Raw genomic sequence first — 22,502 nt, 5'->3', positions numbered from 1 at the left:
CCGATGCCTCGGTGCCCCGTGCGTCCTCACCAGTCCTTCCCGCCGGGCGGCGGCTGCGGGCGACTCTGGCGCTGCTTGCGTCCCTGCACGCCGCGCTCCTCGCGCGCCGCCGCATTCAGCAGTTGCTCGGCCTGCTGCTCGCCAAGTCCGCCGCTCTGCTGTCGCGACTGCGGCGAATCGGCGTCGCTCTGGTCCTGCTGGTCGGCGTTGGACTGCCCGCCCCCCCCGCCACCACCGCCGCCCCCGTTCTGCTCCTGCTGCCGCAGCGCCAACTCATAGTTCCACTTGGCATCGCGATCCGTGGGGCGCAGGATGAGGGCACGCTTGTAGGTCTCCAGCGTCGTCTTGAGCGAGCCCCGCGTGCTATCCGCGTCAGGGGCGCCGGCGAGCCCACGCCGCAGATGGCCTAGTCCCAAGTTGAACCAGCTGCGGAAGCGCAGCTCCGCGTCCTCGGGTTTGCTCGCGCGCTCCAGCGGCTCCGCGGCGGCATCGAGCGAGTCGGCGGCGACGAGCGCCGTCCCGAGGTTGTAGAACAGCTGTGGTCGTGCATCGCCCGCGGCGATCGCCGCCCGATAGATGGCCGCCGAGCGCGCGTAACGACCCACGGCGTACTCGCGTGCGGCGTCTCGCGGGGCGCTGCCACTCCACGTGCAACCGGCCAAGGCCGCGACACCAGCGAGTGCGAGGGGTGCGCGACGCCGCCGACGCACACGCTCCGCGCGCCACGTATCCAGGAGCAGGAGCAACAGCGCCGGTGCGACAAACCACTGGAAGCGCGGCGTCTTCGACGCCCCGGCTGACACGGTTCGGCTCGTGGCGCGCAGCCGCTGGAGCGCCGCACGCACGCGCGTCGCCTTATCGGTGACCTCGGCCCCCACGAACGTGCCGTTCGACGCCTCGGCGATCGCCTGCAGCGTCTCCGGGTTGTAGCGCGAAATCACGACCTGGTCGTTCTCATCCCGCTTGGGGACGACCGCGCCTCCCTCGGGAACGGGGATCGTCGCCCCCGCTGTCGTACCGAAGCCGACGGTCACGAGCACGATCCCGTTCTGCGTCGCGCGCGCCGCCGCGTCGCGTATCTCCTCGATCGGCTCGAACGACTCGCCGTCGCTCATGATCACCAGCGCGCGATCGCTCCCCCCTTTTGACGTCAGGAGCAGGTCCGTCCCCTGCGTGATCGTGCGCGAGAGGGAGCTCCCGGCCTGGCCAACGATGCTCGGATCCAGGTTGTCGAGGAACAGCTCGAGCGCCCCGTCGTCGACCGTGAGCGGCGTGAGGATGTAGCTGCGCCCGGCGAAGGCGAGCATCGCGATGCGATCGGAGCGCGCGAGGTCGCGGTAGCGCCGGACCTCCTGCTTCATGCGCTCCAGTCGATTGGGGCGGTCATCGGTCGCGAGCATCGAGAGCGACGCGTCCAACGCGAGGACCACGTCGATCCCCTCGCCGCTCACGATCGCCGGTTCGGTCCCCCACCGAGGGCCGGCGAAGGCAACTCCCGCGAGGAGCGTCGCTACCCCCAGCCGGGCGGCCCGCCAATGTGCCGGCGCCACAGCGCTCGCGGGCGCCAGGCGCGCCAGCAGCGGCGCCTCGGCCAGGCGTGCGAGCCGCCCGCGCTTGCGCCTGACGGCAACGACCACGAGCGACGTGGCCAACGCCCCCAGCAGGAGCGCGACCGGGAGCATCCAGGGCCAGTCGGTGACGGCGGGCATCATGCCGCCTCCCGTGCGTCGCGCGGCGCCGGGCCCCCCGGCACGACGGCCGGCTCACGTGGCTGCACCGCCACGTCGATCGCCTCCACGAGGGCACGCGCCTCCCCCCCGAGCGCCTCCGCCCGCACCGCATCGATCGGCAAGGCGGCAAACTTCACGAGGTCGACGTCCTGCAGCAGGCGTACGAGGCGCGGCAGCGGGAGCCGCCCATCGCCACGCAACTGCAGCAGCAACTCCGAGGAGGTCAGCGACGGCGCCGCCGACGGCACGACGCGCGACAGGTAATCGCGCAGCACCTCGGCCATGAGCGCCACGTGCAGCCCTCGCTCGCCACTGGCCACGAGTTCGAGCGCCTCGACGCGACCGAAGGCCGCCTCTGCCTCGTCACGCGGCGACCGGCGCACCGCCGACACCGGCTGTCGGCGACGGCGCCAGAGCCACCAGACCGCGACCAGCACGCCTAACGCTGCAAGCGCCACCAGGGCCCACCACCACCAGGGCGGCCCGAACTCGTACAGCGCCCGCGGCGGCCTGGGCACGCGTTCCGTCGAGTCGGCCGGAAGCACCGTGGCCACAAACACCGACAGCGTGCGCCCGACGGCCACGCGCCGGACGCCGAGCGAGTCGCGCACGATGACGTCGGGGATGCGAATGGCACGCGCGCCGACATCCCAGGCGGCGAGACGATACGTCGCCGTCTGTTCCGTCGCCGTCGAGTCGAGCGTCGGCACGACGTGCACCGGATCCAGCGCCTCGACGCCCGTCCCCGAATCGGGGACCGCCGCGAACTCGAGCGTCGCCCCGCGGGGAGCGCGCACCCGGACCACCACGCGGAACGGGTCCCCGACCGTGACCGTCTCAGGGAGCACCGCCACGCCGCGGGAAATGGCGCGGAGGGCGCTGTCGGCCGATGCGCCGCGGGTCCGGTCGCCCGACCCCTGCGACAGCGCGACGCGCGGCGCCAGCGGAAGCGTCGCGATCACCGCGAACAGGAGCGTCGTCAGGCGCCACCCGCCGTGCCTCGAACGCCGCACGCCGTGGCCGCCGGCATGGCGCGCCATTCCCCCCTCGGGCACGGCCTCCGTCATCCGCGTGCCGCCCGGCGCTCGCGCGCCCGAAAGAACCGCAGCAGCGGTTCGATGTACCCGCCGGCCGTCGAGATCGGAATCTCGTCGATGGCCAAGCGACGCAGCATCGCGCGTCGCGCGTCGCGTTCAGCTGTCGAGAGTTGGTCGTACGCCGAGCGAACGGCGGGATCGCTGGTATCGACATCCAGCGTCTCTCCACTCTCCGGGTCGACAAAGCGCGCCATGCCGATGTCGGGCAGCGTGGTCTCGCTCGGGTCGTCCAGCGTGGCGACCACGAGGTCGTGCCGCTGGCCGAGCAGCTTGAGCGAGCGCTCGAGCCCGGGGTCCTGCAGGTCGGAGATGAGGAAGATGATCGCGTGCTGCTTGAGCAGCCCGCGCAGGAAGTCGAGCGCCAGCGGCGTGTCCGTTCCCGTCCCCTTCGGCTCGTGCACCAGCACATCGCGCAGGATGCGCAGCGCGTGCCGGCGGCCCTTGCGCGGCGGGACGAAGTGCTCCACGCGATCGGTGAAGAGGAGCGCGCCGACGCGATCGTTGTTGCGCACCGCCGACATCGTCAGGACCGCCGCCAGCTCCGTGGCCAGTTCGGACTTGAAGCGCCGCACCGTGCCGAAGCGCTCCGACCCCGAGATGTCGACCGCCAGCATCAACGTGAGCTCGCGCTCCTCGATGTAGCGCTTGACGAACGGCCGACGCATGCGCGCCGTCACGTTCCAGTCGATGGACCGCACCTCGTCGCCCGGCTGGTACTCGCGCACCTCGGCGAACTCCATCCCCTGCCCCTTGAAGATGGAGCGATACTCGCCGGAGAAGAGGGAGTTCACGAGGCGGCGCGTGCGAAGCTCGACCAGCTTGACCTGGCGCAGGATCTCGGGCGTGATCAGGACCGGGCGCGTGGTCGCGACGGGTGCCGACATCAGGCCGTCGCCCCCCTCACGGCGCCTCGACCGTATCCAGGATCCGCTTCACGATGTCGTCGCTCGTCACGCTCTCGGCTTCGGCTTCGTAGGTCGTGAGGACGCGATGCCGCAGCACGTCGGGGGCGATCGCCTTGATGTCGTCCGGCGTCACGTAGGTGCGCCCGCGCAGGAAGGCGTGGGCGCGAGAGGCCTGGGCGAGCGCGATCGTCGCGCGCGGGCTGGCCCCGAACTCGATGAGCGGCGCGAGCTCCTTGAGCTTCGCCTCGGCGGGATAGCGTGTGGCGTGCACGATGTCGACGATGTAGTCGACGATGCGCTCGTCCATGTACAGCTCGGTGATGCGATGCCGTGCCTCGAGGATGGCCTGCGGCGAGGCGATCGGGTGGATCGCGATCGGATCGCCGCTCGCCATGCGCCGCATGATCTCCTTCTCTTCCTCGCGTGACGGGTAGCCCACGCGGAGCTTCAGCATGAAGCGGTCGACCTGCGCCTCGGGCAGCGGATAGGTGCCCTCCTGCTCGATCGGGTTCTGCGTCGCGAGCACGAGGAACGGCTCCTCGAGGCGAAAGGTCTGCCCGCCTAACGTCACCTGCTTCTCCTGCATCGCCTCGAGCAGCGCGGCCTGCACCTTGGCCGGCGCCCGGTTGATCTCGTCGGCGAGGACGATGTTGGCGAAGATCGGCCCGCGCTTGATCGTGAACGCCCCCGTCGACTGGTCGAACACCTGGGTCCCCAGCACGTCGGCCGGCAGGAGGTCGGGGGTGAACTGGATGCGCTGGAACGTCGTGTGAATCGTCTCGGCTAGCGTGCGCACCGTGAGCGTCTTGGCCAACCCCGGGACGCCTTCGAGGAGGACGTGTCCGCCGGTGAGGAGCGAGATCAGGAGACGCTCCACCATGTACTCCTGGCCGACGACGCGCTTCCCGACCTCGCGTTCGACGGCCTGTACCAGCGCCATGTCCGTTGCCGCCTGGGTTGCCACGTGCGCGTGCTCCTGTCGCGAAGGGTTCTGTCGCTCTTACACCGAACGGCGCGACGGTTCCGACCGTCGCCCTCGGCGCGTTACGCCGACGCCCGCGGTCGTCGCGCGCCGCGGGCGTCGTTCCGCTCGCCGTCTGGCGCGCCACTCGACGCGACGGGCCATTTCACAAGAAGTCGCCGGCGTTCCGACGCCGGGCGCCAGCCAGGAGCCGTCGACCATCGGTGTGTTGGCTTCTAGTCACGCGTCGAGCGACGCCTGGGAGGGGACACGCGAGACGCGCTCCCCCCCTCGCTCCGCCGACCGCTCGCGGGTCGCGCACCGCCAGAACGTGCGGCGTCACCGCGTGCGGCGTCCCGGCGTGACGACGCGCCACGTGGCGAACCGCCGCGCGATGCACCGCCACGTTCGGGGCGTTCGCTGCGCGCCGGACGCTCCCGGCGCTCGGGGCGCGCGCTCCCCTCCGCACCGTCGGCGCGCGCCGGACGATCGCTGCGCGCGGGGCGTTCGCTGCGAGTCGGTCGCTCACTTCGCGCAGGACGCTCACCACGCGCGGAACGCTCGCCGACGGAGGGACGTTCGCCACGCGCAGAACCCTCGCCACGGGCCACGGGCCGGCCGCTCACCACGGGCCGGCCGCTCACCACGCGACGGCCGTTCGCCACGCGCCGGTCGCTCGCCCGTGGTCGCTGGTCGCTTGCGATCGTCTCGCTTCCGTGGCGGCTTCCCGTGGGGGACGTCGGTCCCCGTCATGACTTCGAGCATCGCCGCCTCGCGTGGGCTGAGCTCGCGCCATGTACCGGGCTCCAACTCGCCGATTCGCACGGGGCCGAACTGCGTGCGCACCAGGCGCTCGACCTCCAGACCGAGCGCGGCGCAGAGCCGACGGATCTCGCGCGTGCGCCCCTCGCGAATGGCGATCTCGAACATCCACCGCCGGTTTTCCATGGGATGCACATTGACCCACGCCGGCTTGACCATCCCGTCCTCGAGCTCCACCCCTTGCCGAGCCTGATCGGCCGCCCCTTTCGCGTTGCCGCGCACGGTCGCGACGTAGACGCGCTCGACTTCCGAGCTTGGGTGGGTCAGCCGGTTGGCCCCCTCCCCGTCGTTGGTCATGAGCAGGACCCCTTCCGTGAGGAAGTCGAGCCGGCCCACGTACGTGAGTCCCGGGACCTCCGGGACCATCTCGAACACCGTCCGGCGCCCTTCGGGATCGCGCCGGGTGGTCATGACGCCCGCCGGCTTGTTGAGCACGTACCACTTGGAAGCGGCCGCCTCGAGCGCGATCTCCTTGCCGTCGACCTGCACGCGGTCGCGGTTGGGATCGACCGTCTGCCCCAGCCGCGCCACGCCCCCGTTGACCGTGACGCGCCCTTCGGCGATCAGCGTCTCGGCGTGGCGACGCGATGCGACCCCGGCGCGCGCGAGGGCGCGGTGGATGCGCATCGGCTCAGTCATCAGATGGGCTTCGGTTCAGAGCGAAGCGCGACCGCCAGTTCGTCGGCGCGCGGCAGTTCTTCGAGATGGCGCAGGGCAAACTGTTCGAGGAAGAGCGGCGTGGTCCCATACAGCAGCGGGCGCCCGATCCCCTCCCCTCGCCCGGTCACGTCGATCAGTCCGCGCTCGTGCAACGACTTGAGGACGCCGCCGACATTGACCCCACGGATCTCCTCGATCTCCGCCCTACCGATGGGCTGCCGGTACGCGATGATGGCGAGTGACTCGAGGGCCGCCGCAGATAAACGGTGCGGGCGCACCGCCAGCTGCGCGCGCTCGATGGCCTCGGTGTATTCCGGACGGGTCAGGATCTGCCACCCCTCGCCCAGCTCGACGAGCTCGACGCCGTGGCCATTGTTGTCGTACGTCTCGCGCAGCTCGTCGAGCGCCGACTGCACGGCCGCGGGCGACGCCTCCGGATCGAGCGCCGCCAGTTCTTCCTTCGGGACAGGGCGGGCGCTCGAGAAGAGCGCCGCCTCAAGCAGCTTGGCCAGGGGATTCACGAGTGATGAACACGTTGGCGAACGGATTCGCCTGCTTGAGTTTGAGTTCGCCACGGCGCGCCAGCTCGAGGAGCGCCAGGAGTGCCGAAAGAATCTCCCACCGCTCGGCGCCCTGCCGCACCACGTCGCGCCAACGCGCACGTTCCTGCAGCAGGAGGACACCGCGCACGGTGGCGATCGCGCCGTCCACATCGAGGGCGCGCGGAATGACATCGTGCACCGCCGGGTCCTTCGCCACGCGCAACACGCGGTCGATCGCCGATAGCAGCTCGGCGAGCGACAAGGCGAGCGGCGACGGCGGCGGCTCCGCGCCCGAGGGCGGGATGTACGCGCGGGCGAAGCGCGCACGACGTTCCTCAGCGAGTTTCTCGAGGACGTCCACCACCTCGCGCATCTGCTGGTACTCCAGCAGGCGCCTGACGAGTTCCGCGCGCGGGTCTTCCCACGCCTCGTCGTGCTCGTTGCGCGGCAGGAGGAGCTGCGCCTTGATGCGCAGCAGGCGTGCCGCCATCTCGAGATAGTCCGCCGCCTGATCCAACCCCAAGGTGCTGATGCGGGCCAGGAACTGGTCGGCGATGCGCGAGATGGGAATGTCGTAGATGTCGACCTTCTCGTCGCGGATGAGCCCGAGCAGCAGGTCCAGCGGGCCCTGGAACTGCGAGAGGTCCACCACGAAGGTGTTGTCGAACTCCGCCGCAGGCGCCGTCATCGTCACATCCCCAGCGTGAACTGGCTGGGAAGGACAAACTGCGAAATGGCGCGCAACATCACGCCGCCGAGCAGGTTCACCGGTGTCATCCAGGCCGACAGCAGCGGCGCGCCCACGCGCGTCATCATGAGGATCATGAGGATGAAGACCCCGTACATCCCGACCTGCTGATAGCGGATCGCCCACGACGGCGGGAGCAGATACTTCATCACGTGCGATCCATCGAGCGGCGGAATCGGCAGCAGGTTGAACATCGCGAGGATCAGGTTGAACACGACCCCGGTGATCATCATGCGCTGCAGGATGGCCAGCGTATCGGTGGCGACCGGGAGGGCACGTCCCACCAGCCCGAGCAGGACGATGGCCCCGGTGCACAGCACCGCGAGGATCAGGTTGGTCACGATCCCGGCCATCGAGACGATGATGTCGCCCCGACGATAGTTGCGGTAGTTACGCGGCGTCACCGGCACCGGCTTGGCCCCACCGAAAATGAACCCCCCGGTAAAGAAGGTGATCATCGGCAGGATCACGGTGAAGAACGGGTCGATGTGCTTGACCGGATTCCACGTGAGCCGCCCCAGCTGGTAGGCTGTGGGATCCCCCTGCTTGAGCGCCGCGTACCCATGAGCGAACTCGTGGGCCACCATCGAAAAGAGCAGCACCGGCGCCACGAGCAGGAACTCCTGGAGCTTATCCAATGGGCGACGGCGGAGGGGGGACGGTGACCAGGGGCGGAGCGGAAGGACGGGCAAGCTAGCGATGGGGGAAACGAGAGTCAAAGTAGTGTCGTTCCTTGACATGCCCCCTCGTCCCCGATAGGATTCATGGCTCGCAACCAACCCTAGAACACCCGGAGTTTCTTCGTGCCGAATATCGCCTCCGCCGCAAAGAACATGCGGAAGTCCCGCGCCGCGACCGTACGCAATCGCGCCCAGCGCTCCGCACTTCGCACGGCGTTGAAGAAGGCGAAGGCCGCCGGCTCCACGCCCGATGTCGACAAGTCGGCCGTCTCGCTGCTCGACCGCGCCGCCCGCAAGGGACTGATCCACAAGAACACCGCTGCCCGTCACAAGAGCCGCATCGCCAAGAAGGCGAACGCCGCCAAGTAACGCGCGGGCTCGGCCGCTACAAACAGCACGGGGCGATCCTCTCGGATCGCCCCGTCTCGTTTCCTACCGCGCCCGGGCGCTGCCCGGTCGGCGCGTGGCGCCTACATCGCCGCCAGCTCGCCACCGCAACGCTCGCAGTACCACTCCGTGGGGTAGTTCATCGTGCCGCACTCCTGGCACTTGAGCGTCTTCACCTGCTCCGTCGGCATGTCCTTCAGGAACGACGGGATGCTCCCCGGCGTCAACGACGACACCTTCGCCGTGCTCGCGAACGGATCGCGCGTCGTCGGGATGCTCGTGGAGAGCGGCGTCACCGGACGACGCGGCGCCGTGAGCACCGGAGGCGGCAGCAGATCGGCGCTGGACTCCGCACGCGGCGCGGAGGGCTCCGCCGACACCGGCGCGTGCTCCTCGCGCGGCGCATCAACGACGGAGTGCAGAAACGCCAGCTCGTCCATCGGCGAAGGCTCGGCGGTGGTCGAGAGACTCGCCGTCTCCAGCGCCGACGCGGTGGCCATCTCCTGCGTCTGCAGGGGCTCGCCCTGATCGTGGTTCACCGCCCCCTCGGCGACCGCTGCTGGTTCCTCCGGCATCGACGCCTCGCTCGACGGCGACTCGATCGGCGGGAGCGGAGGTGGCGCGACGAGCGCGAGCACCTCGGTGATGCGCGAGAGCTCCGCTTCGAGCGTGGAGCGCTCACCCATCAGATGCCCAATGGCCTCGTCGCACGCGGCGATCGACGATTGCGCCTGGTCCGGTTGGTACTCCCCGACCAGTGCGCGCAGTTCGAGCTCGGCACGTTCATCGCGGCGCTGCGACTCCTCACCCTGCAGGGCCTCGATGCGCGCGCGCAACCCGGCGGCCGACGCCTCGAGCTCCTCGGCGCGGTCGCGGAGCTTCTGCGTGACGGCGTCGAGGCGGCCGGAGTAGTCGCCCCGTACGCGATCCACCACGTGGCTCGGCGAATCGGCGCGGCGCGCTTCCAGCTGCGCCAGCCATCCCTCATAGCGCCGCCGCTCTTCGAGCAGGCCCGCCAGGGCGTCCATCGGATTCGATTCGAAACTCGTCATGCGTCTCCCTCGTGTGCTACGCGGACGGAACAGGGCATCCGGGATACGTCGCGCCCGGCACGGCGCGCGCGCGCGCTTCTACCAACGCTTCTACCTGCGATGGGGTGAGCGTGTTCACGCGCCCCAGCAGTCGTGCGGTCAGGAGGATCCGGGCGCTGTGCTCGAGGCTCTCCATGCGCTGGTGCGCGATGGTCAGCGTCGGGCCGATCGTCGTCGCCCCATGGTTGGCCATCAGGAAGGCATCGTGCTGCGCCACGAATGGTTCAAAGGCATCGGCCAGGGCCGTGGTCCCCGGCGTGGCATACGGCACCAGCGGGACCCACCCCACCTGGAAGAGCACCTCCGGGAGCACACAGGCGGCGAACGACTCCCCTGCCACCGAGAACCCCGTCGCCGTCGGTGGATGGGCGTGCACCACCGCGTGGACGTCGGGGCGTCGCTGGTAGATGCGCAGGTGCATCTGCACTTCGGACGACGCCTGTGTCGCCCCGCGCAGCTGACGGCCGTCGAGCGCGAGCTCGACGAGGTCCTCGACCTGCACATCCACTTTAGACATCCCCGCCGGAGTGACGAGAATACGATCGGGGGCGACGCGCACCGACACGTTGCCATCGGGGCCCGCGATCAATCCGCGCTCGTAGAGGCGCCGACAGACCGTGACGATGTCCCGCTTGGTTGCGTACGTGCCGCGTGGCGCCATCCCCCTCACCTAATTCGTCAGCCGATAGACGATCCGTCCGCCCACAATGGTACAGGTGGCGCGGCCGGCGAGCGGCTTTCCCGCGTACGGTGTGTTGCGCCCCTTCGACAGGAAGCTGGCGGGGTCGACGCTCCACCGTGCCTTTGGATCGAAGACTGTGATGTCGGCCACAGTTCCGCGACGCAGCGTCCCACCCGGAAGGTGAAAGATGCGCGCCGGCGAGCACGACATGCGCTCCACCAGCGTCGCGTAGCTGATGATGCCGGGCTCGACGAGGTTGGTCACCATCACGGCGAGCGCAGTCTCCAGCCCGACGATGCCGTTGGGCGCATCGGAGAACTCGCGCTCCTTCTCGTCATAGTGGTGTGGCGCGTGGTCCGTGGCCACCAGATCGATCGTGCCGTCCTTCACCGCCTGCTTGAGGAACTCGACGTCCTCGGCCGTGCGGAGCGGCGGATTCATCTTGGCGTTGGTGTTGTACCCCTCGACCGCGTCCTCGGTGAGTGAGAGGTGATGCGGGCACACCTCGGCGGTGACGCGGATGTTGCGATCCTTCCCCCATCGAATGAGCTCGACCGACGTCTTGGTCGACATGTGACACAGGTGGACGTGCCCGCCGGTGCGACGCGCGAGCAGGATGTCCCGGATGACCATGATCTCCTCGGCCTCGCTCGGGATTCCCTTGAGCCCGAGTCGCGCCGAGACGACCCCCTCGTTCATCGCGCCACCCTTGGCGAGCGTCGGCTCTTCGCAGTGATCGGCGACCGGAATCTCGAAGGTGCGCGCATACTCGAGGGCGGTGCGCATGAGTTGCGCACTGGCCACCGGCTTGCCGTCGTCGCTCACCGCGACGGCCCCTGCCCCGATCATCTCGCCGAACTCGGCGAGCGCCTCGCCCTTCTGCCCGACCGAGATCGCGCCGATGGGATACACGCGTGCCGCCGCCGCCCGCGTGGCCTGCCGAATGATGAAGCCGACCGCGGCCTGATTGTCGGTGACCGGATCGGTGTTCGGCATGGCGCACACCGCGGTGAAGCCACCGGCCGCGGCGGCGCGGGCGCCGGTGGCGATCGTCTCGACGTCCTCGCGTCCCGGCTCGCGCAGGTGGCAGTGGACGTCAACGAAGCCGGGCGACACGATCTGGCCGGCACAATCGATCTCGAGGAGGTCGCCGTCGCGGCGCACCTCGCCTAACGGGGCCCCGGCGTGCTCGATGACGCCGTCGGCGACCAGCACATCTCCCACCACGTCGAGGTTCGACGACGGGTCGAGGACACGGCCGTTGCGCAGCAGGAGGTACTGATGGGACGTGGTGTTAGGCACGGAACGAGACGGGAGACGGGAGACGGGAGACGGAGGACTGAGGACGCGTCGCGCACGGCCCTCCTCGGCGTCGGACTTCGACCATCAACGCGCAGACTTCCAACGACGGACGGCTAACCCTTCGCAGCCTCGGCGAGCGCCGGACTGCCACCGGCTAACAGGTACAGCACCGCCATGCGGACGGCAACACCGTTGGTCACCTGGTCGAGGATGACCGAATGCGGGCCATCGGCGACGTCGGAGTCGATCTCCACGCCGCGGTTCATGGGACCCGGGTGCATGATGAGCACGTCACGCGGTGCCCGCTCGAGCTTCTCGCGCGTGACGCCGAAGACGCGATTGTACTCGCGCAACGACGGGATGTAGCCCCCCTGCATGCGTTCAAGCTGCAAGCGGAGGATGTTGAGCGCGTCGGCCCACTCGATGGCTTCCTCGATGCGACGGAAGACCGTCACGCCGAGCGACTCGACGTGGTTGGGGAGGAGCGAGTAGGGCCCGCAGATGGCGACTTCCGCCCCCATCTTCTGCAGCCCCCAGATGTTGGATCGCGCCACGCGCGAATGGAGCACATCGCCGCAGATGCACACTCGCAGTCCCGCGAGGCGCTTGAAGTGATCGCGCAACGTGAGCATGTCGAGCAGCCCCTGCGTCGGGTGCTCGTGCGTCCCGTCGCCGGCGTTGATGACGTTGGACTCGATGCGCTGCGCGAGAAAGCGCGCAGCCCCCGACGACGCATGGCGCACGACCACCATGTCGATCTTCATCGCCTCGAGGTTGCGCGCCGTGTCGACGAGCGTTTCCCCCTTCGACACGCTCGATCCGGCCGACGCCACATTCACCGTATCAGCCGACAGGCGCTTCTCGGCAAACTCGAACGAGATGCGCGTACGCGTCGAGGGCTCGAAGAAGAGGTTGACGATCGTCGCCCCGCGCAGCGTCGGCACCTTCTTGATCGCGCGAAGGGAGATCTCCTTGAACGGCTCCGCGGTGTCGAGCAGGAGCTGGATCTGCGCCGCCGACAGCTCCTCGAGCCCCAGCAGGTCCTTGCCGATGTCGGCGGAGGAACTCATGCGCCCTCCGGGTGCACGAGGATGACCGAATCCTCACCGTCCAGCTCACCGACCAGCACGTCGACTCGCGCCCCCGGTGTGACGTCCATGCGCTTGCCCACGATATCGGCATGGATCGGGAGTTCGCGACCTCCCCGGTCGGCGAGGACCGCAAGGGCGATGCGTGCGGGCCGCCCGAAGTCGGCCAGCTCGTCGAGCGCCGCCCGGATCGTCCGCCCCGTGTACAGCACGTCGTCGACGATGACCACCCGCTTCTTGTCGATCGACCAGGGGAGATGCGTCTTCCCCACCACGGGACGCGGTCCCACAGTCTGCAGGTCGTCGCGATACAGGGTGATGTCCAGCGCGCCGCGTGGCAGCTGCACCCCCTCGCGCTCCTGGATCATCTGCACAAGGCGGTCGGCCAGTTGCACCCCCCGCCGCTGAATGCCGACCAAGATGAGGTCGTCCGTCCCGTCAAACAGCTCGACGATTTCGTCGGCCATGCGGCGCAGCGTTCTGGCCACGGCCCGGGCGTCGAGCGCGATCGTACGCGTGGATGCCATGAGCGGCCAATATGCGCCCTCCCATCGGCAAAATGAAGCGGCGACGTCCGGACGATGCGGTCGGGCGCATTCAAGCCGAGAGAACCCGGCTGGCCGCCAACGGTCGCGCCACCCTGGGGCGTACGCCCCGCCTACGCGGGAATCGCGGCGGGGAGTGCGGCGGGGAGCGGCGCAGACTGGCGCTTGTACTTCTTCTGCTCGTAGAGCATCGCATCGGCGGCGGCCATCAACTCCTCGATCGACGGCGGCGCCTCAGGGTCGAAGCGTGCGGCACCAACGCTGAACGACAGGCGATACGGGTAGCCCTCCCGATCGTTCCGCTCCAGCAGTTCGCGACGCAGTCGCTGAATGATGATCTCGCTCCCGGTCTTGCCGGTGTCGGTGGCCAGCACCACGAACTCGTCGCCCCCGAGCCGCGCGATGATGTCCGAGTCGCGGAACGTATGCCGCAGGACGTCCGACGCACGCTTGAGCGCCATGTCGCCTTCGCTGTGCCCGAACGTGTCGTTGATCTCCTTGAAGTCGTCCATGTCGACGAACAGGAGGACCAACTCGCGGTGCCCGCGTCGTGCCAGCTTGAGCTGCTGCTGCGCGAGTGTCAGGAAGCCGCGCCGGTTGTAGAGCCCCGTCAGTTCGTCGATCAACGAGAGCGCGCGCAGCGCCTCCTCCTGTCGGCGCCGCTCGGTGATGTCGCGCGAGGTGATCGCGACGCCATCGACGAGCGGGACGACCTGGTGGTGAATCCACGCGGCGTGATAGTCGCGGGAGATCACCTCGCATTCCTCCTCGAGCACCACCCCGGTCTCCATCACCTGCCGGTACTTCTCGACGAATCCCAGCGTACGATTGGCCGGGATCAGCTCGCAAAGTCGCTGCCCGAGGACCTCGCCGCGACCGTGCCCCAGCAACGACTCGGCGCGTGCGTTCAGGTCGACGAACTCGAAGTCGAGGACCTCGCCCGACCCGTCGCGAATGGCACGCAGGACGTAGAACGCGTCGAGGCTCCCGTCGGTCGCCGCGCGAAAGCGGGACTCACTCTCCAGGAGGGCACGCTCCGCCTCTTGGCGCGACGTGAAGTCGTTGCGCACCATGAAGAAGGCGAGCGGACCGAGGAGTGCCACCAGGAGCAGGCCAAACCGCAGGATGAAGTCGGCACGGCTGCCGCTGCGATGGGCGGCGACCGATTGCGCCGCCAACTCCTCGCGCTCGCGATCGCGCACCGTGGCGATGAGCGACAGCGCCGCGCCCCGTCCGGACGTGGCATCGTCGCTGGTCACGAGCCGTGTCGCCGAATCGAGCATAGCCCCGGCCCGCAGCTGCATCGCCTGCTGCAACATCGCGATCCGCCGCGCCACCAACGTATCCAGGGTACCGACATCGCGACGCGTCAGCGAGTCGCCAACCACGAGTTGGGTCAAGTTGCTGAGGTGACCGCCCGCCACGTCGGCCGCGCCTTGCAACTGTCGGCTATGGAGGGGGGCCCCCGTCAGGGCATGTGCGCGGGCGGCCGCCTCGGCATCGGCCAGCGCCGCCGCGACGCCGTCTACCGAGGCCAGCACCGCTTGCGCCTGCGACACCGCGTCGGTCGTCCGCAGCAGCTCACGCGTATTGCGATACGACACGACGCCGGTCACGAGGAGAATCGAGACCGCGGCGCTGAACGCGAGTGTGAGCTTCTGGCCGATCGAAAGGCGCATGCCGAGTGGCGAATCGGAGGACGGCGGCAGAAACCGCCTACCTTCATACGCATGAGTGTGGTTGTCGTCACCTATTGGCGACGTCCCACACGTCGGCATGCAGGGTGAGGCGGCAGGAGCTGCCCCTCCCCCGGTCGGAGGCGGTCAGCGCTCCGGCGAGTCGCCCGTCGCGTCGAGCTTCGTCGAAAGCTGCCGAAGCGCCCCCCGCCCACGCTCGGACGGCGCAGGAGAGATCTCCCCCACGACCCCGCGCCGACGCCCGGCATCGCGAATGTCGATCACCTCGACCTCCTCCGACGGCGGGCTGTCGGCGAGCTGCGCGATGGGACGGGTCACCCGATTCCAGTCGACGACCGCGATGTCCGGGACGCCCAGCGGGGTGACCGGACGCGCATCGTCGTCGCGGCGATGCGCGCGAAGCTTGGCCTTGAGCGCCGCCTTCTCCGCGAAGATGTCGGGGACGGGGGCCTGTGCTGAGGGCTGCAGCCGCCCCTCCCGCCGGAGCGCGAGCACGAGGAGCCCCCCGGTCCGAAGGATCATCGCCAGCCCGGCGTAGGCGGCAACGTCGGCCACGTTGAGGGCGACGCCCACGTTCTCCAGGTCGACCTGGATGAAGTCGACGACCCCGTACGGCGAGGTGACCAGGCTGGCGAGGTTCCCGAGGGCACCCCCCACGATGAGCCCGAGGGCGCGCGGCGCCGACGGATCGATGCGCGCCAGATCGCGGGTGACGGGGATCATGAAGACGATCGCCGCCATGGTCAGGGCGAGGTTGAGCTGCCAGGTGTACACCCCGGCCGACCATCCGAAGGCCCCCTGATCGTTGTGCACGACGGCGAAGTGGAGCCACGACGCGAACCAGGTCGCTTCGCCAGACAGCAGCTCCTTCGCCGCCGCCTTGGTCGCCAGGTCACCGACCGTGACGAGCAGGGCGATGCGAGAAAGAAGCGTCAGGTGGCGATTCTCCTTCACGTCGACGACTCCGGATCAACCGTGGTGTTCGAACGGACCGGGGGAGAGAGAACGGCATGCGCCGGCCCGACGTGCCCTGGCCTGGGAGATTGCGTCGCGACGGACGACACATGCTCGCCTCTCGGCGACTATCCAAGGCAGGAGATGTGCCATTCGTCTCCCGAAATTTGTGAGCGGAATCACGCTTGAACAGGGCCAACGCTGCCGATAAGCGTTGCGGTGAAGCGACATGGCGTCGCGCCCGACAAGCGTTTGCCGTCGGGCGAGACGCGCGCAAGAGGCAGGAGCTGCCCTACTTGAGGGAGTCGAGCTTCGCCATCAGGCGCGGGTTGTCCGGCACCGCCTTGAGCAGTGCCTGAATGGTGGCGCGGGCCGAGTCCTTCTGCCCCATCGCGACGAGTGCATCGGCCCGCAGCATCCCGGTGCTCATCACGAGGCGTCGGTTGTCGGCGGGAACGCGGAACGCGTCGAGGGCGGCAAGCGCTGCCGCAGCGTCGTTGCGATCACGCAGTGACGACTCGATGGCCATGATCATGACCGACGTATCGTTGGGAAAGCGCTTGGCCATCTCACTGATCAGCGTCGCTGCTTCGGCCCCCTTTCCGTTCTTCCGGTCGAGCATCGCCTGATGGTACTGGCCGGCGAGGAGCAGACGCTCGACGTCAGCCGGTTCGCCGCTGCGAATCCCGACCCCGCCCGCGTACGAGTAGACCAGTTCGCCCCCTTCTTCCCCCGTCTCATACAGGAAGAAGAGCCCAACCAGGCCGACGGCCGCCGAGCCGAAGCGCAGGGCGCGCTGGGCCCCGCCTGACAGGGCGAGGGCACCGAGTTCGAGGAGGACGACGCCGAAGAAGATGTTGCGCGTCGTCTCGCCGGCTTCTTCGTGCTCCTGGACGATCGGGCGAGAGCCGGGGACGCGCTCGACCGGCCCGTGTGCATCCATTCCCGACTTGACGGCGACTGCAGCCGCTGCGGTCCCCATGATGAGGAGCGCGGCGGCGGCCTGATTCGTCCACGACAGCTTTCCCGTGAGCGAGACGAGCCGGAACAGCACGCCGACGATGAGTAGGCCGACGACGAAATGGACGACCTGCGGGTGGAGAATCGCGAGGTTGGGCATGCGGGGGGCTGTGACGGCGTGATGGAGGGGGGCCGCGTGGCGAGCTGCGCGCGCGGGCGGCTCTCGCGCCTGCGATGGCGCGAACGCGCGAGTCAGCCGCGAATCTGGCCGCCGGCGCGTCTGGTGGCAATCTGCGCGCGCTTCATGAACCCACGCCTAACACAAACGGCCCCCCGCGGAGGCGGGGGGCCGTTGGCAGGGGACGAGCCCCCGACGGACGGGGAGGGATTCGAACCCTCGGTACGCTTTCACGTACACACACTTTCCAGGCGTGCGCCTTAAACCACTCGGCCACCCGTCCAACGCTCTTCGAGGGGAGGTGACGACCGTCGCGGCGTCCCGCCCCTGCTGCTCACTCGCGCGAACGCCCCGCAACGGGTGCCGCCTCAAGCGACAACGCGCCGGAAAGACGCTCCGGCGCGTTGGCCGCGCGCGAGTGCGCGCGATGTTCGACGGACAGGGTGGGATTCGAACCCACGGTACCGTTGCCGGTACACCGGTTTTCGAGACCGGCTCCTTCAGCCACTCGGACACCTGTCCAAAACAGACACGAAGAATATTCGGGGGTAGAAGCGTAGTCAACGAGCGCGCCGCATTCGCTCGGCGCGCAGGCAGTGTCGCTCAGCTGGCCACGACGACCCGCCACCCCCCGCTCTGCGGTCGGGTGGGGGCGGTCATGCTGACGCGGTTCCGCCCGCTGCGCTTCGCCTCGAGCAGGCGCTGGTCGGCCGCCTGCAGGAGCGTCCGCAGGTCGGCGCCATCATCGCCGAGGGTGGCCAATCCGGCCGAAGCCGTCAGCCGCAACTGCGCCCCGGATGGGAGGACGATCGTGTGCGAGGCGACCTCGAGTCGGAGCTGTTCGAGCTTCCCGAACGCCTCGGGGAGGCGCGTGTCGGGAAAGGCGAGCGCGAACTCCTCGCCCCCCCAGCGGGCGATCAGGTCGTTGCGGCGCACGGCCCGGCGCAGCACCGAGGCGACCACCTGCAGGGCGGCGTCGCCGGCGTCGTGCCCGTGCTCGTCGTTGACGCGCTTGAAGTGATCGATGTCGAGCAGCGCGACGCAGAGCGCCGAGTGCGTGCGCGCGGCGCGCGACAACTCGTCGCGCAGCCGTTCCTCGAAGAAGGCCCGGTTCATGAGCCGGGTGAGCGCGTCGTGCGTGGAGGAGATGCGCAGCTGCACGGACTGCCGCACGATCGCCGCGCACATCACGGTGAACGCGATGAGAAAGACCACGCGTCCCATCTGGTGACCCCAGACGAACTCCCCGTGGACCAGGACGTCGGGGGTCGGAATCGCCGGCCAGCGCGCCCAGGCCAGGACGGCGATGGCGCTGTACTCGACGATCGCCAACATGCCGGCAAACAGCGTGATGCGCACATCCCACCGCAGGCAGGTGGCGCCCACCGCCATGAAGTACGCGACGAAGGTGGTGCGCGAGTTGGCGGCCGCCGACGGGAAGTCCTGCAACAGGTACGCGAGCTGTGTCACCGACACGAGGGAGACGTCGAACGCGCTCGTGAAGATGGCGAGCCGCCGGTGCCGATCGTTGCGCCTGGCGAGCACGAGGATCGCCGCGGAGACGACCAGGCCGGCGAGCACGGTCACGAGCGCGGAGAGGTTCTCGCGCACCCCGACGTGCTTCGCGCCGTACATGCTCACCAGCGGGACGAAGGCGATCGCGCCCATGAGGGCGATGCGGACCCGCGCCACGACCAGTTCGCCGGCACTCCCGGCGTCGATCACCGCGGCGGCGGGGCCGGGCGCGAAGAAGCCGCGCCAGTCGGCGGCGCGGGGAATCAACTGGACGGGAGAGTGCGTGGGAGTCGGCGGCATCCGGCGGGGCGTCGTCGAACGTAGGACGCCGCACGACGCCAAAGGTCAACGCCGCGGCCGCGCGGGTCGCGTCAGCGGTCGGAGGCGTCGCGCCGGCGGCCGAAAAAGTCGCGCAGGAGCGACGCGCAGGCCTCCGCCTCCACCCCGCCGCGCACCTCGGGGCGATGGTTCAGTCGCGGGTGCCGCAGGAGGTCCTCGACCGAACCGGCCATCCCGGCCTTCTCGTCCCAAGCGCCGAAGACGACGCGGTCGACGCGCGCCAGCACGAGTGCCCCCGCACACATGGCGCACGGTTCGAGCGTGACATACAGGGTGCAGCCATTGAGGCGCCAGCGACCCAGGGCCGCTGCCGCCTGCCGGAGCGCCACCACCTCGGCGTGCGCCGTCGGGTCCTGGTCACGCACGGTCCGATTGCCGGAGGCCCCGATCACGAGCCCGTCGTGCACGACGAGCGCCCCCACCGGCACCTCACCGACCGACACGCCCTCGCGCGCGAGCGCGAGGGCGGCCTGCATGCGCTCTCCGTCAGCCGCAAACGACACGCGTTACTCCGCCTTGGCGAACTGCAACCCGCCGTCGTCCCCCACCACCACGCGGATGGTATCGCCGTCGGCGAAGCGCCCGTCGAGGATGCTCATCGCCAGCGGATTCTGCAGCAGGCGCTGGATGGCCCGTTTGAGCGGGCGCGCGCCGAACGCGGGGTCGAATCCCTCGTTCCCGATGAGCGTCTTGGCCTCGTCCGTCAGCTCCAGCGTGATCTTGCGATCGGCCAGGAGCCGGCGCAGGCGCGCCAGCTGCAACTCGACGATCGTGCCGATCTGCTCCCGGCCGAGCGGGCGGAAGACGATGATATCGTCCACCCGGTTGAGGAACTCCGGCTTGAAGTGCTGCCGCAGCGCCCCGGTCACGGAGGCTTCCACGAGGGCCCAGTCGCTCCCGGCATGTTCGAGGATGAACGACGACCCCACGTTCGACGTCATGATGATCACGACGTTGCGGAAGTCGACCGTGCGTCCCTGCGAGTCCGTCAGGCGCCCGTCGTCGAGGATCTGCAGGAGAATGTTGAACACATCGGGGTGCGCCTTCTCGATCTCGTCGAAGAGGACGACCTGGTACGGGCGGCGGCGCACGGCTTCCGTCAGCTGCCCCCCCTCCTCATAGCCGACGTACCCCGGCGGGGCTCCGATCAACCGAGCCACGGCGTGCTTCTCCATGTACTCCGACATGTCGATGCGCACCATCGCCGTCTCGTCGTCGAACAGGAATTCGGCGAGCGCTCGCGCCGTTTCCGTCTTGCCCACGCCCGTGGGACCGAGGAAGATGAACGAGCCGATCGGACGATTGGGATCCTGCAGGCCGGCGCGGGAGCGACGCACCGCGTTGCTCACGGCTTCCACTGCCTGTCGCTGCCCGACCACCCGGCGCGCGAGTTCGTCCTCGAGCTTCGTGAGCCGTTCGCGCTCCGTCTCCATCATGCGCGTGACGGGAATCCCCGTCCACCGCGACACGACTTCGGCGATGTCGTCCGCCGTCACCTCTTCCTTCAGGAAGCGACGCCCCTCGCCGGACTTGGACGCGAGCGTTCCCTCGACCTCCTTGAGCTGCCGTTCCAGCTGCGGAATGGTGCCGTACTGGATCTCGGCCGCGCGCCCGAGGTCCCCCGAGCGCGTGGCCTGTTCGGCGGCGGTCTTGGCGGCGTCGATCTCTTCCTTGATCTTGCCCACCGCGCCTAACGATTCCTTCTCACGCTGCCACTGCGCCTTCATGCCGGCCGACGTCTCCTTCGCCTCGGCCAGTTCGCGCTCGAGCACCTGACGGCGCTCGATCGCGGCGGGATCGGTCTCCTTCTGCAGTGCCTGTCGCTCGATCTCGAATTGCACGATGCGACGTTCCACCTCGTCGATCTCCTGCGGCATGGAGTCGATCTCGATCCGCAGGCGCGACGCCGACTCGTCGACCAGGTCGATCGCCTTGTCGGGAAGGAAACGGTCGCCGATGTACCGGTTGGAGAGCGTGGCCGCCGCGACGATCGCGCCGTCGGTGATGCGCACCCCGTGATGCGCCTCGTAACGCTCCTTGAGCCCGCGCAGGATGGCGATCGTGCTCTCCACGCTGGGCTCGCCGACAAAGACCGGCTGGAAGCGCCGCTCCAGCGCCGGGTCCTTCTCCACGTACTTGCGGTACTCGTCCAGCGTCGTGGCGCCTACCACGCGCAGCTCGCCGCGCGCCAGCATCGGCTTGAGCATGTTGCCGGCGTCCATCGACCCCTCGGCCTTCCCTGCCCCAACGAGCGTGTGCAACTCGTCGATGAAGACGATGAACAACCCCTCGGAATCGGCGATCTCCTTCAGCACCGCCTTGAGGCGCTCCTCGAACTCCCCTCGATACTTGGCCCCGGCGATGAGCGCGCCCAGGTCGAGCGAGATCAGGCGCTTGTTCTTGAGCCCCTCCGGGACGTCACCGTTCACGATGCGCGACGCGAGCCCCTCGGCGATCGCCGTCTTGCCGACGCCGGGCTCGCCGATGAGGACCGGGTTGTTCTTCGTGCGCCGCGACAGCACCTGCATCACGCGGCGGATCTCCTCGTCACGCCCGATGACGGGATCGAGCTTCCCCTTGCGGGCCTGCTCGGTGAGGTCGCGCGTGAAGCGCTGCAACGCCTGGTACTTGTCCTCCGGCGTCTGGTCGGTCACGCGATGGGAGCCGCGCACCGCCTGCAACGCCGCCAACACCTCCGCGCGCTCGGCACCGGCGGTGGAGAGCAATCCCTTGCTCTCCGTCCCCTTCACGTCGGTGAGGGCCAGCAGGAGATGTTCGGTGGAGACGAAGTCGTCGCCCAGCCCTCGCGCTTCCTCTTCGGCGCGATCGACGATCTGGTTCATCTCGCGCGAAAGCGAGGGCTGCGCACCGGTCTGCTTGGGGTAGCGCCCCATCTCGCGCTCCACGGCCTCGCGGAGCCCGGCGACCTGGACGCCCATCTTCTGGAGGACGGGGACGACGATCCCTTCGTCCTGCCCCAACAGGGCGTGCAGCAGGTGCAAGTCGTACACGAGCGGATTGCCGTTGCGCCGAGCGAGGGCGAGAGCCTCGTTGAGCGCTTCGGTGGACTTAACCGTCAGGCGATCGGGGTTGATCATCGACGCGTGGGGTCGGCGTGAGGGCGGCGCGCGGAGAAATCCATACGCTGCACTCTCCTAAGGCAACGGGGGTGCCGCCGATTCGTGGCCGAAATGGCTCGCGCGGGGTGCGAAAAATGGCCGGCGCGTCGGACGTCATGCCGACTTGGCGGGGGCGACCCGTGGGCTGGGGCGCTATGCCGGACCTTCAGGTGCTACAAACGCCAGCGCCGCGGCGTCTCAAGGATGCCGCGGCGCTGAAAGGCGTTTGCACTTGGTGCGAGATGCGGTGCTGCCGAGCGATCGCTACTTCATCACGATCATCTTTCGGAAGATCGGTTTCCCGTCGATCTCGAGGCGATAGACGTACACGCCCGAGGCGACTTCGCGACCGTTCATGAGGTACTTGCCGTCCCAGTACGCCGTGTACTGGCCACACGTGAGTAACACGTTGCTGAGCGCTTGCCCGCCTGCGACACTGGACGAACCACCCTGCAGAACCGGAGTGGCGACGAACTGTGCCAGGACGTTGTAGATCTTCA

The 22,502-nt window shown here is 68.9% G+C and carries 20 protein-coding genes, 2 tRNA genes and 1 pseudogene; 1 reads left to right on the top strand and 22 read right to left on the bottom strand.

All coding sequences use genetic code 11. From position 1 onward, the window contains the following. Positions 1 to 26: 26 nt before the first annotated feature. The 8 genes and pseudogenes from IPN47_07870 to IPN47_07835 form a co-directional block, all read right to left on the bottom strand. The gene (locus IPN47_07870) at positions 27 to 1,712 is read right to left on the bottom strand and encodes a VWA domain-containing protein (protein ID MBK9407957.1); all 1,686 of its coding nucleotides are present in this window, start codon (positions 1,710 to 1,712) and stop codon (positions 27 to 29) included. Then, complete coding sequence (locus tag IPN47_07865) at positions 1,709 to 2,770, bottom strand: hypothetical protein (GenBank protein MBK9407956.1); 1,062 nt, start codon at positions 2,768 to 2,770, stop codon at positions 1,709 to 1,711. The genes IPN47_07870 and IPN47_07865 overlap by 4 nt, the downstream gene beginning before the upstream one ends. A 23-nt stretch (positions 2,771 to 2,793) precedes the next feature. Continuing rightward, positions 2,794 to 3,711 carry a DUF58 domain-containing protein gene (locus tag IPN47_07860; protein MBK9407955.1) on the bottom strand — a complete coding sequence of 306 codons (918 nt, stop codon included), beginning with the start codon at positions 3,709 to 3,711 and terminating at the stop codon, positions 2,794 to 2,796. A gap of 16 nt (positions 3,712 to 3,727) precedes the next feature. Further along, complete coding sequence (locus IPN47_07855; protein ID MBK9407954.1) at positions 3,728 to 4,672, bottom strand: AAA family ATPase; 945 nt, start codon at positions 4,670 to 4,672, stop codon at positions 3,728 to 3,730. Positions 4,673 to 5,464: 792 nt separating this feature from the next. Continuing rightward, positions 5,465 to 6,142, bottom strand: a pseudogene (locus IPN47_07850) (rRNA pseudouridine synthase). A gap of 11 nt (positions 6,143 to 6,153) precedes the next feature. Continuing rightward, positions 6,154 to 6,696, bottom strand: a complete 543-nt coding sequence (gene scpB / locus IPN47_07845) for an SMC-Scp complex subunit ScpB (protein MBK9407953.1) — start codon at positions 6,694 to 6,696, stop codon at positions 6,154 to 6,156. Continuing rightward, the gene (locus IPN47_07840; GenBank protein ID MBK9407952.1) at positions 6,671 to 7,405 is read right to left on the bottom strand and encodes a segregation/condensation protein A; all 735 of its coding nucleotides are present in this window, start codon (positions 7,403 to 7,405) and stop codon (positions 6,671 to 6,673) included. Before IPN47_07840 ends, scpB begins: the two co-directional genes overlap by 26 nt. Positions 7,406 to 7,407: 2 nt before the next feature. Next, positions 7,408 to 8,103, bottom strand: a complete 696-nt coding sequence (locus tag IPN47_07835; protein ID MBK9407951.1) for a site-2 protease family protein — start codon at positions 8,101 to 8,103, stop codon at positions 7,408 to 7,410. Between the two features lie 165 nt (positions 8,104 to 8,268). Between IPN47_07835 and rpsT the strand changes: the two genes are divergently transcribed. Then, on the top strand, positions 8,269 to 8,514 hold the full coding sequence (rpsT, locus tag IPN47_07830; protein MBK9407950.1) for a 30S ribosomal protein S20: 246 nt from the start codon (positions 8,269 to 8,271) through the stop codon (positions 8,512 to 8,514). A 101-nt stretch (positions 8,515 to 8,615) separates the two neighbouring features. On the opposite strand, the gene IPN47_07825 is transcribed toward rpsT, so the two are convergent. From IPN47_07825 to IPN47_07760, 14 genes are all read right to left on the bottom strand, one after another. After that, complete coding sequence (locus IPN47_07825) at positions 8,616 to 9,584, bottom strand: hypothetical protein (GenBank protein ID MBK9407949.1); 969 nt, start codon at positions 9,582 to 9,584, stop codon at positions 8,616 to 8,618. Between the two features lie 16 nt (positions 9,585 to 9,600). Further along, complete coding sequence (locus IPN47_07820) at positions 9,601 to 10,284, bottom strand: class II aldolase/adducin family protein (GenBank protein ID MBK9407948.1); 684 nt, start codon at positions 10,282 to 10,284, stop codon at positions 9,601 to 9,603. Positions 10,285 to 10,293: 9 nt separating this feature from the next. Continuing rightward, positions 10,294 to 11,577, bottom strand: a complete 1,284-nt coding sequence (locus IPN47_07815) for a dihydroorotase (GenBank protein ID MBK9407947.1) — start codon at positions 11,575 to 11,577, stop codon at positions 10,294 to 10,296. Between the two features lie 143 nt (positions 11,578 to 11,720). After that, on the bottom strand, positions 11,721 to 12,677 hold the full coding sequence (locus IPN47_07810; GenBank protein MBK9407946.1) for an aspartate carbamoyltransferase catalytic subunit: 957 nt from the start codon (positions 12,675 to 12,677) through the stop codon (positions 11,721 to 11,723). Continuing rightward, on the bottom strand, positions 12,674 to 13,222 hold the full coding sequence (gene pyrR, locus IPN47_07805) for a bifunctional pyr operon transcriptional regulator/uracil phosphoribosyltransferase PyrR (GenBank protein ID MBK9407945.1): 549 nt from the start codon (positions 13,220 to 13,222) through the stop codon (positions 12,674 to 12,676). The genes IPN47_07810 and pyrR overlap by 4 nt, the downstream gene beginning before the upstream one ends. 131 nt (positions 13,223 to 13,353) lie before the next feature. Beyond that, a complete protein-coding gene (locus IPN47_07800) occupies positions 13,354 to 14,919 on the bottom strand; it encodes a diguanylate cyclase (GenBank protein MBK9407944.1) in 1,566 nt (521 codons plus the stop codon). Between the two features lie 144 nt (positions 14,920 to 15,063). Further along, on the bottom strand, positions 15,064 to 15,891 hold the full coding sequence (locus IPN47_07795) for a signal peptidase II (GenBank protein MBK9407943.1): 828 nt from the start codon (positions 15,889 to 15,891) through the stop codon (positions 15,064 to 15,066). 292 nt (positions 15,892 to 16,183) lie between these two features. Next, complete coding sequence (locus tag IPN47_07790; protein ID MBK9407942.1) at positions 16,184 to 17,011, bottom strand: hypothetical protein; 828 nt, start codon at positions 17,009 to 17,011, stop codon at positions 16,184 to 16,186. A 214-nt stretch (positions 17,012 to 17,225) separates the two neighbouring features. Continuing rightward, positions 17,226 to 17,312 (bottom strand) — tRNA-Ser (locus IPN47_07785). A gap of 152 nt (positions 17,313 to 17,464) precedes the next feature. Beyond that, positions 17,465 to 17,551 (bottom strand) — tRNA-Ser (locus tag IPN47_07780). Positions 17,552 to 17,632: 81 nt separating this feature from the next. Beyond that, on the bottom strand, positions 17,633 to 18,844 hold the full coding sequence (locus tag IPN47_07775) for a GGDEF domain-containing protein (GenBank protein MBK9407941.1): 1,212 nt from the start codon (positions 18,842 to 18,844) through the stop codon (positions 17,633 to 17,635). Between the two features lie 71 nt (positions 18,845 to 18,915). Continuing rightward, on the bottom strand, positions 18,916 to 19,359 hold the full coding sequence (tadA, locus tag IPN47_07770) for a tRNA adenosine(34) deaminase TadA (protein MBK9407940.1): 444 nt from the start codon (positions 19,357 to 19,359) through the stop codon (positions 18,916 to 18,918). A gap of 30 nt (positions 19,360 to 19,389) precedes the next feature. Beyond that, a complete protein-coding gene (gene clpB, locus IPN47_07765) occupies positions 19,390 to 21,978 on the bottom strand; it encodes an ATP-dependent chaperone ClpB (protein ID MBK9407939.1) in 2,589 nt (862 codons plus the stop codon). A gap of 288 nt (positions 21,979 to 22,266) precedes the next feature. Next, entirely contained in the window at positions 22,267 to 22,410 is a 144-nt protein-coding gene (locus tag IPN47_07760) for a hypothetical protein (protein ID MBK9407938.1), read from the bottom strand. Between the last annotated feature and the right edge of the window lie 92 nt (positions 22,411 to 22,502).

This window comes from Gemmatimonadota bacterium, assembly GCA_016719105.1.
Taxonomy (GTDB): domain Bacteria; phylum Gemmatimonadota; class Gemmatimonadetes; order Gemmatimonadales; family Gemmatimonadaceae; genus SCN-70-22.
This window is presented reverse-complemented; position numbering and strand designations above follow the sequence as displayed.